We start from the raw sequence: 13,063 nt of genomic DNA, 5'->3' as shown, positions 1-13,063 counted from the left end.
AGGCTGAACAAGATTGCTGAGATAGCAATAAGACCCATGATGACCACGAATACGTTGCTTACTTTACCGCTGTATTTACGCATCGCCGGAACTTTATGGATGGCGTACATTGGCATCAGGAACAATAACATCGCGATGATTGGGCCACCCAGAGTTTCAATCATGCCCAGAATGCTTGGGTTCATGGTTGCGACTATCCAGGTGGTGACCAGCATGAACAGTGCAGTAATGCGGTTCAGTTTATCATGATTGATCTCTTTGCCTTTGCTGCGCAAAGATTTGATCATCATGCCATTGAAGCCTTCACGTGCGCCCAAATAGTGGCCCAGGAAAGATTTGGTGATAGCGATAAAGGCAATAACCGGTGCCATGTAGGCAATCATTGGGGTATTAAAGTGGTTAGCCAGGTAAGACAGAATAGAGATATTCTGGCTTTTCGCTTCTGCTAAGTCAGCAGGAGACAAGCTCAGGACGCAGCTGAATACGAAGAACATCACGGTAACAACCATCATGATGTGTGCGAAAGCTAAAATGCGGGAGCATTTTTTCTCAGCATCAACACCATATTCTTCGCGTTTTGCTACTGCAAAGGCAGAGATGATTGGGGAGTGGTTGAATGAGAACACCATCACCGGAATGACCAGCCACAGCGTCATCCATAGACCACTACCGGTACCATTGCCATCGATGGAAACGTGTTCGAAGATAGCACTTGACCAGTTAGGAATTAAGTAAACAGCCAGCAGCATGAGGACTGCAACAAATGGGAATACCAGAATACTCATTGCTTTCACAATGGCATGCTCACCAAAACGCACGATAGTCATCAGGCCGATGATAAGGATCAGCGACAGAATGGCACGTGGTGGGGATGGCAGATGCATCTGATGAGTAATAAAGCTATCAACGGTGTTGGTAATCGCGACACTGTAGACCAACAAAATTGGGTAGATAGCGAAGAAGTAAAGCAGGGTAATCAATTTACCCGCGCCTTGACCAAAATGCTCTTCAACCACTTCAGTGATATCTTCTCCCGGATTTTTACCTGACAGCACAAAACGGCACAGGCCGCGGTGCGCATAGAAAGTCATTGGGAAAGCAATAATAGCCATAACGATAAGAGGTAGCAGGCCACCGATACCCGCATTGATTGGCAGGAACAATACACCTGCGCCGATTGCTGTACCGTACAGACCCAACATCCACATGGTGTCACTTTTACGCCATGTGCTTGATGAAGTTTTTCCCGAGGAGGCAATAGTGCCCGTTTGCGTAGTGTCCATGAAAAATCTCCAATGTGAACACGTTAATTTAAAATTAAGAGCCGAAAGTTAAGTGCCTGTAATGCCTTATTTAGCGACGTTATCAGGCGAAAAATTCAGTCAAAACGATTTGTTTAAAGTTGGTGCCCTGGTTATTACTTTGGTGTCGTGGTTGTAATTTATACCCGTCATACTTCAAGCTGCATATGCGTTAGCTACACTCAATAACCCGAACCACTTACTTGTGTAAGCTTATCGCGATTATCTCGCTTGCCGCCTTTCTGCAACTCGAATTATTTTGGGTCTATACCTAAACAATAAAGTGCAAAATTTAACCGATTTTAAGTGAGCAAATTCGCTTTATCGGATATTTTTGTTGTTCTGAGAAGAACACTAGTTTTTGCTGGCGGCAAGATAGCGATTTGCAGTGAAAACTACCGTGATCATGCTCGCAAATGCTCAATAAACTCGCCTCCAGTGTTTTGTTGCGTATTTACAGCTGCTTGTTATGTGAATGTTTAAACTCATCAATAAGATTAATAAAAAGACGCGCCTTACTGTTGACCAATAAACAAACAACTCTTTTTTATCTCCTCATTCTTGATGGGCAATATATTTTAACCACGCCCATGAATCTAGTGAAAATCAAGTTTTTCACTGATTTGTTGATGAATATCATTAATGTAAAATAATCGATATAATTTAATTGGCTGAAATATAACGAATTTATTTTTTATTGAGGATAAGGAGACATGACTGGAAATGATGGCACGATAAACAATGAAATAAGAAATGAACAATAGTTCACATTGCTAGACTGAATAAGTCAGAGGGTGATTATTGGTGATGTACGGTTTATTTGTCATATAAAAAATGACAATTTGTAATTTGTCAGACAATAAACTAACGCTATTCTTTTACTCGAACCCATTAAAACAACCTCAAATGTTAAATTAATTTACTCTTAACCCAAATATAAATGGATATTAATTCGACAATGGAATCGTGTTTTAAATTTAGCATGGATAAAAGCACCATTAAGCCACAAATTAAATATGGTTATTTACCGTCAGAGTATTTTGCTTAAATATAATCCATTTTTTATCTGATATAGGTGAAGGCATTATCCACTGAGTATTTTTTGAACTAGGATTTCTACTATGCAATCAAGTGTGTCAGCCATTATGGATAACATTAAAGAGAAAGGGTATCTTGCCCGTTATACTCGTCATACTTCAAGCTGCATGTGCGTTGGCTACGTTCAATTACCCGAATCACTTACGAGAGTAAGCTCATCGGGGTTAATGAGCCTCATCCTGGAGGCTCACCCTGCGGGCTAGCATAAATGCTGTTCAAATCGGTTCCCGACCGATTTGTCTCTCTCTTGCCGCCTTCCTGCAACTCGAATTACTTAGAGTATATAAGGGGAGAAAGAAGCTAACAGTAGATTTTAATATGGTGTTGTAAAAAGAACTGGCTGAATTCGCTATCCGGCTGACGGTTGGTCACAATAGCATCAAAAAGTGTTAACGCACCAATACTGGCAGGCTTTATTTTGCCGAATTTACTGTGATCAGCGACCAGGATTTTATGCTGAGATTTGGCAATAGCACGGTGTTTCAACAAGATCTCATCAAAGTTGAAACAGGTGGCACCATACTCAATAGAGACGCCAGCGGCAGAGATAAACGCTTTGTTTGGGCAAGCATTATCCAGCTCATTATGCTGGCTGATAGGGGTGAAAATGTAGTTGTTGGGTTTGAATTCACCCCCACACAAAATAACTTTGCAATTGGGTTTGTCTTGTAGGGACAGGAAGGTGTTGAGGGAGTAGCAGATAGCAGTAAATGACAGTTCTTCATCTATCTCATCGATTATTGAAGGAATTGTGGTGCCACAGTCAAAAAAAACGGTGTCATTTTCCGCAATAAGACGCGCCGCTAACTGACCAATTAGGCGCTTTTCTTCCACCTGCTTGGCTTGTTGGTCGGATACAAAATAGTTATTGGCATTGTTACTTTTGGGGTCCATCACCACATAACCGCCAAGTAAAATGACGGAAGTTGGCTCAGCACTCAGATCTCGCCGAATGGTCATTTCAGAAACACGCAATAGATTGGCTGCGTCTTTTAGATGGATTTTGTCGGAGCGCTTAAGGGCCTGAGTAAGTTTATTGATACGTTCTGCACGGCGAGTTTCCATAAGCTATCCCTGACGAGTTATTTTTAACAACCATGTACCGTAAAATGAAAAGAGTAAAATAAAAAGCGCAAAACAAAGAGTGCAAACAGTACATGGAATAAGTAAGCCCGGCAATCACCGGGCTTCAGACTGCTGATAAACCCCAAAGACTCGATCTTGCAAGGTGAGGAGAGGTAGAAGAGTAAAGCGTCCGCGCCAAGGAGGGCGCGGCTCGAGCCTACAAGGATGCGTGTTTCTAAAAAAGAAATACGGCGTCTTTACGATCTACCTGTTTTCACCGATACGAGCACTTTGTCATTAACCTCAAGCCCGGTAATAACCGGGCTTATACCCATCATCTTTCAAGTTACTGGCGCGGGTTACTCGCCATTGTGCAGCTTGAAATCTATTGGATATTTAATAAGTTAGTAACTAGACGCCGAGGCTTGCTGGCCTGAAACGATAACAACCCCAGAACTGGTGCCAATACGTGTTGCCCCGGCATTAATCATTGTTTCTGCTGTCGCTTGGTCACGAACCGCACCAGAGGCTTTAACACCCATTTTCTGGCCTACTGTGGCACGCATCAATTTGACATGCTCTTCTTTCGCGCCGCCAGTGCTGAAACCTGTTGAGGTTTTAACAAAAGCGACGTCAAGCTCACGGCACATTTCACAAACTTGTACAATCTGTATATCGCTAAGTAGGCAGGTTTCTAATATTACCTTCAACGGCGTGGAGGCGCAATTATCGCGCACGGCCTTGATGTCCGCTTTAACTTCTGCGATTTTGCCACTTTTCAACCAGCCAACATTGATAACCATATCAATCTCTTGTGCGCCAGCGTTGATAGCTGCCTGGGCTTCAAAGGCTTTTGCTTCGGTCAAGCCAGCACCCAGCGGGAAACCGATGACTGAACACACTTTAACCGAGGTGCCTGCTAACTGCTGTGCAGCAACGGGTACATACCCAGAGTTAACACATACCGCATAAAAATGATGCTGTTTGGCTTCTTCGCACAGCTTAATAATTTGCTCTTCGGTGGCATCCATTGCCAGTAGGGTATGGTCAATATAATTAGCGTAATTGATCGTCATGATTTTTATCCTTTTGTTCATCTGTAAGTTAGCTCTATTGTTATAATAATAACATTCAAAGGAAAAAACAAAGCTAATTCTCACATATTTAGCTGTTTTAGATTTTATTTTGTTATTTTAATTACATTTAAGGTGATTAAATGACCGTTTAGAATACAGCGAACTAATATAAATAATTGATTTTTATCATTTTTAAATGATGAAAAGATTTTTCTGCGGGGGAGGCCGGCATTTTAATCTGCCGGCAATGTGAGATTAATCACGTGGGGGGCGCTAGTTTCTGACCCATCCTCTACTAATAGGTAAGGCAAAGCCAATCTGATAAAGGCGCTTCAACCCATTTGAAATGGCATCGCCGAACAAGTTCCACACCAATTGTGCAAACAGACAACCGACAATTCCTAGCAAAAATCCACCCACCATATCTAATGGCCAATGCACACCCAGGTAAATTCGTGACCATGCAATCGCGATGGCGATGGTCATCAGGCTGATAGCGGACCACAGTTTGTGCCAGAAAACAAAGGCGAGAGCAAAAGTGAAAATAGCCGTGCCGTGATCACTGGGGAAAGAACTATCGGGTGCGTGATTCATAAAATTATAACCAAAGCCGACAACAAAAGGCCGATCGTGGGGGATAAGCATCCCGATACAGGCGGCTGAAAGCATCGAGAAAGCAAGTGCGATAGCGGCTTTGGTGACTAAAGCACGCTGTGAATCCATGCTACTTTGTGGCCCCCACAACCACATCCCCACTAATAATACGGGGATAATCATAATCAAATCGCGAGCGATGAAAGTCGCAAAAGAAATCATCCATGGTGATGATGCTGGAGTGGCATTTATCATGGAAAAGAAAAAGTAATTCATTTGTTCAATCATTCTCTACCCTTATCGCGGTTGTAAAAACCGCTGATCATCCAATACGCAGCCAATTGACTGAGCCAAACCCACCAACCCGCCCACAGGTTATGGGTAAGAAAATGTGCCCCACGCATGATTTGTCCAAAACCCATCAACATGCCAAGACTCATACCCGCAAACCAACACAGTAAAGCCCAGCGTGGCCGCTCGGGATAAAACAAGAAAAACAACGCCATGACGGCAAACCCACTGGAGGCATGGCCGCCAGGGAAACAGTGGCCTGGGCCAGCACCAACCGGGGCAGTACCCATGAGCACATAGCTGAGGGATTTACCGCCATACTCGACCAGATCCCAAGGGCAGGAGTGCGCACTGGTCGCTTTTAGAACACCTATCACCAACGGGCCGATACCAAACAACAACATAGCGGTCACAACGCGCTTATTGCGGCGATAAATACCCCATAACAATGTGACGACGGCTGCGCTGATCAGGGCAATTTTCAATAAGCGATGATTCAGTAAATCCAGCCAGTAATTATTTTCCCATGGAAAATGTTGTGAGACCGGATCAAACCAATAATCACTGATAAGCCAATCCAACTGCTCATTGCGGGATAACCAAAGAAACAGTAATCCACTGATCACCAATGCAAAAACCTGCCAAAAATAAAAGGATAACGACAACGAGTAAAGGGAGTTTGTCCTAATTGTCAGTGCTGTTGAGGTTTTATTTAAGGTCGATGTAATGGCGTCAGATTGAGAGGCAGGTTTGTTGATCTTCACGAAATGGCCTGGAGCAGAAGTAATAATGTTCCTACTGTAATAATTTTGTCTTAAGAAAGCCTTAAGGGGGGAGTCTTTCGTACTTTCCGTTACACCAGTATTCGCTCATCAGCAGCCCACAGTAAAAAACGTAATCATGACGGAAACGGCACTACACCGCACCTGCCTGCACACTTTGCGTTATAAAGTTTTTTCAGTTTTAAATTCCTACAAAACAACCCGCCAGCCTGCGCCGTGGCTGGGGCTTTGCAGCGTTTTGCCAACTGAAAAGATTGAAAAGAATTTCAGGAGTTTTCAGTTTTTGGATCTCGGAGTGGATCATGAGGAAATGTTAGTGCATTGTATTTAAAGGGGATTGTATTAATTACGTGGGTTTGATAAACAAAAGTAAAACTTTGAGGAATTGAAGAAAGCCAGACAATCTCTGGCTTTATATGCGATTTTAATCTGTTGGTGACTGAAATTTGGGATGAGGCTAGGCGAGTGGTTTGACTACATGTGTGCAGTGTGGGTGGTCAGGGATTTTAGGCCCTTTATTACTGAAATCACCATTTTCATATGATGATATAAGCAATTGGTGCAAGTGGCTTATATCATGAACTTTACCTGCCAAAAATTGGGAACATGCTGAGCTTGTTTTCTCGGCGCTGGAAGGGGGAACAAAACACTCTGTATTCCCTTTGCCCAATTCTTCTTCCATAACAGCCTGATTATAGAAGCGGCTCAACTGAGTTCTAAGGAGGCGCTCAGGCCAGCCAGATGCAAAAACGCGGTTATCTCCAGAATGAATTGAAGTATATCGAGGAATTGCAGTTTCTACTTCAGTTAACGCCTTATTAAAATCAATCTCTCCATTGACGAAGCTCGCTAAAACTTTTCTAAACGCCTCAAGACGATTACCACCTTCAGTTACCTTTCCCACAATTGGTTTTTGGTTAATAAGAAGAAGTACTCTCTCTTTAAGTGGTGGATTATTGCGTAGAGCTTCGGGGATCTCTGAGAATTCGGATGCAAATTTTATCATCACAGTACCTTTCAATTTACATATGCCAATCTACGGCGGTCTCTCGAAAGAGTTGAAACTAGACCTTATCGCTTTATTGAGGGGGTAAACATGATGTACTTCATGGTTATAACATTTTGATTTTAGTTGAGTTTTTAATTATTAGTTATGCAATCAAGTGCGTGATGCCTGTCAATGAACAGAGGCATTAATACTGTTGCCGCCATTCTATCGCCAATGGCAGTGCAAGATGGTTGTAAGATGTTGATAGGTAAAGGCTTGAATTTCAGGCAAGAAAAAACCCGACTAGTCTTGAACCTAAGAAGGCGGGACTATCGGGCTCCTCAATATGGGGACATCAAAGAAAAGCAGTGGCATTAATTCAGACCCCAGTCCAGTAAGAAAGTTCTGGGCAAATGAAAAAAGCTTAAAAAATGTTTAGCTTTGCTTTGAGTCCCCCTTTTTACACATTAGCCTAAGATTCCTGGCCAGATAATGACGATTAGCGAGCCAGCCAAGGTCAGTAATACGTTTGCAATGGCATAAGTCCCTGCGTAACCAAGCGCTGGGATGTTACTGCGAGCAGTATCACTGATGATATCCATGGCGGGTGCACAGGTGCGCGCTCCCATGATTGCGCCGAAAAGCAGAGCACGGTTCATGCGCAATACATAAGCGCCAAAGATAAAGCAGATAACCACAGGCACCAAGCTGACGATTAAGCCGGAAATCAACATTTGCCCCCCGACCGCTCCCAGGCTGCTATTAATACCGCCACCTGCGCTCAAGCCGACCCCTGCCATAAAGACCATCAAGCCGAACTCTTTCACCATATTTAGCGCCCCTTGCGGGATATAGCCGAAAGTCGGGTGGTTGGCACGTAAAAATCCCAGCATGATCCCAGCCATTAGCAGGCCAGCGGCATTACCAATACCAAAACTAAAGTTACTGAATTGGAAGGTGATCAGGCCGATCATCAACCCTAAAATAAAGAAGGCACAGAACGCCAGCAGGTCAGTGACCTGACTGTGAATAGAGATAAAACCAATCTTCTCTGCCACACTTTTAACGCGTCGTGCATCACCGCTGACTTGCAATACATCGCCTTTATTCAGTACCACATTGTCATCAATCGGCATTTCTATCTGGCTGCGGATCACGCGGTTTAGGAAGCAACCGTGGTCGGTCAGTTTTAAATGGCTCAGGCGCTTACCGACGGCATTGCTGTTTTTGACCACAATCTCTTCGGTAACAATGCGCATATCCAGCAAATCGCGGTCGAACACTTCTTTGCCGTTACGGAAACTGGGGTCAAGACGGGAATGAGCATCCGGATAACCGACCAATGAGATCTCGTCACCGACTTGCAGTACCGCATCACCATCTGGGTTCGCCAAAATACCATTACGACGAATACGTTCGATATAGCAGCCAGTTTGGCGATAAATTCCTAATTCACGCAAATTTTTGCCATCAGCCCAAGCCACCAATTCCGGGCCAACGCGATAGGCACGGATAACGGGCAGATAGACTTTGCGCTGGCTGTCGGTATCGAGGCCGCGCTCACGAGCAATTTGTTGCGCACTGGTCGGCAAGTCTTGATGCTGAAGTTTGGGTAAGTACCGCGCCCCTAAAATCAGGCTAACCAGCCCGATAAGATAGGTCAGGGCGTAACCCAGGCTCAGGTTATCCTGGGCATGCTGCAACGCCGGATTATTTGCAATGGTATGGCGTAGAGTATCGCCAGCGCCCACCAAGACCGGAGTGGATGTCATGGAACCGGCCAGCATCCCAGCGGTCAGGCCAATATCCCAGCCAAAGAGTTTACCTAGCCCCAGTGCCAGAACCATTGCGCTGCCCACCATGACCAACGCCAGCATTAGGTAGTTCTTGCCGTCACGAAAGAAAATAGAGAAAAAGTTTGGGCCAGCTTCGACACCGACACAAAAAATAAACAGCATAAAGCCGAGGTTCAGCGCTTCGGTGTTAATAGTAAAATGCTGCTGCCCAAGCAACAGTGATACCACTAACACACCAATAGCGTTACCTAATTGAATCGGCCCTAATCGCAGTTTCCCCAGGCATAACCCCAGCGCTAAAACCACGAATAACAGCAAGATGTAGTTGCCGTTTAACAAATTTGCGACATTTATATTCACGAGTATGACTTTCTATTTGGTCAGGATGATCCACGATGTATACCCGTCATACTTCAAGCCGCATGTGCGTTGGCTACGTTCAATCACCCGAATCACTTACTCATGTAAGCTCATCGGGACTCTCTCACTTGCCGTCTTCCCGCAACTCGAATTATTTTGGGTATATACACCTTTAATGTTAAATCAGAGCGACACATATCTTTAAATTCAAAAATCTCTTCATTCAAAAAAACATCGCCTGACAGGATATAAATGTAGGCGATATCGAGTGTTATTCTAATCGGTCTGTTGCGAGACAGCCAGTAGTAAGCAGGAAGTTTGGTATAGCTAGAGGAATAGACGTGTTTACGACTGGAATGCGAGGTTATCTGCGGGTGTTCAGCGGTGTTATATGGCTTTAATGCCCATTTTTTACTGGGTTGATCCCAATGAGAGATAATAAAAAAGGGTGCTTAGCACCCTTTTTCGGATAAAACTCAAGTTTGGCCGACTGTTCTTAACGGTTAGCCAACAAGTGCTGTTTATCAGCCGATTATTGGAACAGGCTCAGGTTTTCTTTAGCGTAGGCTTCAAAATCTGTGCAGCCGCCAATGTGTTTTTCATCGATAAAGATTTGTGGCACGGTTTCTACTGGTTTGCCGACCGTTTTTTCCAAATCAGCTTTAGTGATACCTTCCGCGTGAATATCGATGTAACGGAATTTAAAATCCTCACGCTCAGTTTCCAGTTTTTCCGCCAATTCTTTGGCTCGTACACAGTACGGACATCCAGGACGCCCAAAAATCACAGCAAACATGTAAAACTCCTTGATTAATTTGAGATAATCACTTCGCCAACAGTTACTGATGTATTCAGCTGCTAAATGACTTGTAGCGTATTACTCATTCGACTGCTGACTACTATGCCTTTTGATGCCGTGAAAAAAAAGCAGGATTTACCTGTTAGTCCGATTAATTCTACCTATTTGCTTATGGGTACTGTTACAAATCTTGGGGATTCAATACACTAAGTAAACGCTGATATATAGCCAAAGAACGCGGTGTTGCAGGAGCAGGTTCCCAACCGCCTGCTGACATTAAGTGTGAAGGGTACTGAGCCTATCGGAGGTAAAGATGCGCTCGTTAGGAGATATGCCCCGTATTGTGATTATCTTAGAAGCATTGGGGATGATATTACTAGTTGTCGCCTATCTCAGTATAAATGACTATTTGTCATTACCTGGATCAATGGGCACGCCGACAGTTGCCATTATTATGATTTTTGTCGGGATTGGTCTGATGATCCCTGCGGCAGCCTGCATTGTTTGGCGCGTAGCCCAGGGTTTTGGCCCGCTATTAGGTAGCGCAGATAGAATCTCCAGACCCCAATCTAAGAAAGAGTTGGATAAAGCGCAAACCGAAAAGGAGAATAAATCCAAGTAAGCTCATTACAGCGTCTTTCCAACAACCGTAAATTAGTCGGGATTGAAGTAGCACTGTCGGCCAATATTCCGTAAGCTATGGCACTTTTCGTATTATGAGAATCGTGAGGTAGGTAGTTATGGATTCACTCATCGTCCCGGATTTAGCCTTATTACGGCGTTGGCTGGATCAACTCGGTATCTCATTTTTTGAGTGCGATTCCTGCCAGGCACTGCATTTGCCGCATATGCAAAATTTTGAGGGTGTGTTTGATGCCAAAATTGATTTGGTGGATAACGTTATCCTGTTTTCAGCGCTGGCCGAAGTACGCCCGACAGCCTTGATACCGCTCGTTGCGGATCTCAGTCAAATCAATGCCAGCTCGCTGACGGTTAAAGCGTTTATTGATATTCAGGACGATAATCTGCCCAAACTGATTGTCTGCCAGTCACTGACTGTTGCGGTCGGAGTCACACTCGCGCAATTCGGCCATTTTATGCAGCAAAGCGAAGAGCAGATTTCGATGATTATTCTGGAGGCGGGCGCGAACGACTTACTGTTTATTGGTAACAGTGATGACGATGAATTGCCGCAAACCGCCACGGCTTACCCGGTTATACATTAATCGACAATAATCAGAGTGCTACTGATAACCAGTGGCACACTATTTATTTCCTCGGTAAACCATAAGATTCCCCGCTAAACCATAAGATATTCTGCTTTTTACCCTCCTTTGCCAGATATTTGTCGCCGTTTATGCCATTAGTGACGTATTACATAGATAAATTATGCATAAAAAATCGATAAAAGGCGTTTTTTACCCTAGAGTCTGGCGTGGATTACGAACTGCGGTTATGCTGCTGTTTCTGCAAAGGGCATAATATTCCTCCGCAAAATCAGTGATTATCCTTGTGAGGTTAATAATCACTCACTGTGCATAGTCATGCAGCGGGTGTTTGTGGTCATCGTGCTCGGCAGGACAAAGGTGTTGCATCCGCTGGATGCAAATTTATCGCACGAATTTACCCCCTATTCTGGAGGAGTTAACGGATGTTCACCCAACGTAAAAAGTGGTTATCGGGTGTTGCTGCTGGCCTGTTAATGGCCGCGTCCGTCTCAGCATCTGCTGAAGAAAAAACACTGCACATTTACAACTGGTCTGATTATATCGCGCCAGATACGCTGGCTAATTTCCAAAAAGAAACCGGCATTAAAGTTGTCTATGATGTGTTTGACTCCAACGAGGTGTTGGAAGGTAAATTGATGGCGGGGAGCACCGGGTTTGACTTGGTGGTGCCGTCAGCCAGTTTCCTCGAACGCCAATTGTCTGCGGGCGTATTTAAGCCGCTAGATAAAAGTAAATTACCGAATGACAAAAATCTTGATCCTGAATTGCTGACGCTGGTTGGCAAGCACGATCCCGATAACAAATACGCGATTCCGTATCTGTGGGCGACCACCGGTATTGGTTATAACGTCGAGAAAGTGAAAGCAGCACTTGGGAAAGACGCCCCGGTCAACAGCTGGGATCTGGTGCTGAAACCGGAAAATCTTGAGAAGTTGAAAAGCTGCGGTGTTTCCTTCCTGGATGCACCTAGTGAGATTTTTGCCACCGTTCTTAATTATTTAGGTAAAGATCCAAACAGTATTCAGGCTACTGATTACACTGGCCCTGCCACTGAGTTGTTATTGAAACTGCGGCCCAATATCCGTTATTTCCACTCATCACAATACATTAATGATCTGGCAAACGGTGACATCTGTGTGGCTGTAGGTTGGGCCGGCGACATCATGCAAGCTTCTAATCGTGCCAAAGAAGCCAAAAATGGTGTGAATGTGGCTTATAGCATTCCAAAAGAGGGCGCATTAGCCTTCTTTGACGTGTTTGCCATGCCTGCGGATGCCAAAAATCAGGATGAAGCCTATCAGTTCCTGAATTACCTGATGCGACCTGATGTGATAGCCAATATTAGTAACCACGTGTTCTACGCCAATGCCAACAAAGCTGCGACCCCGCTGGTGAACGCGGAAGTCCGTGATAATCCAGGTATTTATCCACCGGCAGATGTGCGAGCCAAAATGTTCACATTAAAAGTCCAGGACCCGAAAATTGATCGCGTGATCACTCGGGCTTGGACCAAAGTGAAAAGCGGTAAATAAACCATTGATGGTAATCAGCTGCTGGTGGTGAGCCTGTCACTGATAACAGATTGATGGATAAGTAAAATAGATCATGGTAGGAACAGGGGGTTATCTTCCTGTTCCTGTTTTTTATTGCGCCGCACCTCGAATGCGGCCTGTTCTGCTTTTAC

General features: G+C 44.3%; 12 protein-coding genes. 4 read left to right on the top strand and 8 right to left on the bottom strand.

Features of this window, described 5'->3' with window-relative positions:
- The 5 genes from ACNSO8_RS08030 to ACNSO8_RS08010 form a co-directional block, all read right to left on the bottom strand.
- A partial coding sequence (locus ACNSO8_RS08030) for an HAAAP family serine/threonine permease (RefSeq protein WP_418394355.1) occupies nt 1-1,283 on the bottom strand: 1,283 nt, incomplete at its 3' end.
- A gap of 1,416 nt (nt 1,284-2,699) precedes the next feature.
- Nucleotides 2,700-3,464, bottom strand: coding sequence for a DNA-binding transcriptional repressor DeoR (gene deoR, locus ACNSO8_RS08025; RefSeq protein ID WP_418394354.1), 765 nt, complete (start codon nt 3,462-3,464; stop codon nt 2,700-2,702).
- Nucleotides 3,465-3,868: 404 nt separating this feature from the next.
- The gene (deoC, locus tag ACNSO8_RS08020) at nt 3,869-4,540 is read right to left on the bottom strand and encodes a deoxyribose-phosphate aldolase (protein ID WP_418394353.1); all 672 of its coding nucleotides are present in this window, start codon (nt 4,538-4,540) and stop codon (nt 3,869-3,871) included.
- Between the two features lie 273 nt (nt 4,541-4,813).
- Nucleotides 4,814-5,419: an undecaprenyl-diphosphate phosphatase gene (gene ybjG, locus ACNSO8_RS08015; RefSeq protein ID WP_418394357.1), complete on the bottom strand. Its 606-nt coding sequence runs from the start codon at nt 5,417-5,419 to the stop codon at nt 4,814-4,816.
- Entirely contained in the window at nt 5,419-6,090 is a 672-nt protein-coding gene (locus tag ACNSO8_RS08010; RefSeq protein WP_418394356.1) for a phosphatase PAP2 family protein, read from the bottom strand. Before ACNSO8_RS08010 ends, ybjG begins: the two co-directional genes overlap by 1 nt.
- A 235-nt stretch (nt 6,091-6,325) precedes the next feature.
- Here ACNSO8_RS08010 and ACNSO8_RS08005 point away from each other — a divergent pair, with 235 nt between their 5' ends.
- The gene (locus ACNSO8_RS08005) at nt 6,326-6,538 is read left to right on the top strand and encodes a hypothetical protein (protein ID WP_418394352.1); all 213 of its coding nucleotides are present in this window, start codon (nt 6,326-6,328) and stop codon (nt 6,536-6,538) included.
- A 126-nt stretch (nt 6,539-6,664) separates the two neighbouring features.
- Here ACNSO8_RS08005 and ACNSO8_RS08000 read toward each other — a convergent pair whose 3' ends face one another.
- The 3 genes from ACNSO8_RS08000 to ACNSO8_RS07990 all read right to left on the bottom strand — a co-directional run bounded on the left by ACNSO8_RS08000 (nt 6,665) and on the right by ACNSO8_RS07990 (nt 10,147).
- Complete coding sequence (locus ACNSO8_RS08000) at nt 6,665-7,213, bottom strand: hypothetical protein (protein ID WP_418394351.1); 549 nt, start codon at nt 7,211-7,213, stop codon at nt 6,665-6,667.
- Nucleotides 7,214-7,662: 449 nt separating this feature from the next.
- Entirely contained in the window at nt 7,663-9,351 is a 1,689-nt protein-coding gene (locus tag ACNSO8_RS07995) for an aspartate:alanine antiporter (protein WP_418394350.1), read from the bottom strand.
- Nucleotides 9,352-9,883: 532 nt separating this feature from the next.
- Nucleotides 9,884-10,147: a GrxA family glutaredoxin gene (locus ACNSO8_RS07990; RefSeq protein ID WP_418394349.1), complete on the bottom strand. Its 264-nt coding sequence runs from the start codon at nt 10,145-10,147 to the stop codon at nt 9,884-9,886.
- Nucleotides 10,148-10,463: 316 nt separating this feature from the next.
- Between ACNSO8_RS07990 and ACNSO8_RS07985 the strand changes: the two genes are divergently transcribed.
- The 3 genes from ACNSO8_RS07985 to potF all read left to right on the top strand — a co-directional run bounded on the left by ACNSO8_RS07985 (nt 10,464) and on the right by potF (nt 12,911).
- Entirely contained in the window at nt 10,464-10,772 is a 309-nt protein-coding gene (locus ACNSO8_RS07985; protein WP_418394348.1) for a YbjC family protein, read from the top strand.
- A 118-nt stretch (nt 10,773-10,890) separates the two neighbouring features.
- Nucleotides 10,891-11,376: a YbjN domain-containing protein gene (locus ACNSO8_RS07980; protein ID WP_418394347.1), complete on the top strand. Its 486-nt coding sequence runs from the start codon at nt 10,891-10,893 to the stop codon at nt 11,374-11,376.
- A 425-nt stretch (nt 11,377-11,801) separates the two neighbouring features.
- Entirely contained in the window at nt 11,802-12,911 is a 1,110-nt protein-coding gene (gene potF / locus ACNSO8_RS07975) for a spermidine/putrescine ABC transporter substrate-binding protein PotF (RefSeq protein ID WP_004389587.1), read from the top strand.
- Nucleotides 12,912-13,063: the final 152 nt, after the last annotated feature.

The organism is Yersinia sp. LJYL362 (assembly GCF_048323875.1).
The sequence above is the reverse complement of the archived record's forward strand: the minus strand, read 5'-3'. Positions and strand labels throughout refer to the sequence as shown.

Coding starts and splice junctions, on each gene's coding strand:
- ACNSO8_RS08005 (WP_418394352.1), top strand. CDS start 6,326: ATGACGGAAACGGCACTACACCGCACCTGCCTGCACACTTTGCGTTAT.
- potF (WP_004389587.1), top strand. CDS start 11,802: ATGTTCACCCAACGTAAAAAGTGGTTATCGGGTGTTGCTGCTGGCCTG.
- ACNSO8_RS07980 (WP_418394347.1), top strand. CDS start 10,891: ATGGATTCACTCATCGTCCCGGATTTAGCCTTATTACGGCGTTGGCTG.
- deoC (WP_418394353.1), bottom strand. CDS start 4,540: ATGACGATCAATTACGCTAATTATATTGACCATACCCTACTGGCAATG.
- ACNSO8_RS07990 (WP_418394349.1), bottom strand. CDS start 10,147: ATGTTTGCTGTGATTTTTGGGCGTCCTGGATGTCCGTACTGTGTACGA.
- deoR (WP_418394354.1), bottom strand. CDS start 3,464: ATGGAAACTCGCCGTGCAGAACGTATCAATAAACTTACTCAGGCCCTT.
- ACNSO8_RS08000 (WP_418394351.1), bottom strand. CDS start 7,213: ATGATAAAATTTGCATCCGAATTCTCAGAGATCCCCGAAGCTCTACGC.
- ACNSO8_RS07985 (WP_418394348.1), top strand. CDS start 10,464: ATGCGCTCGTTAGGAGATATGCCCCGTATTGTGATTATCTTAGAAGCA.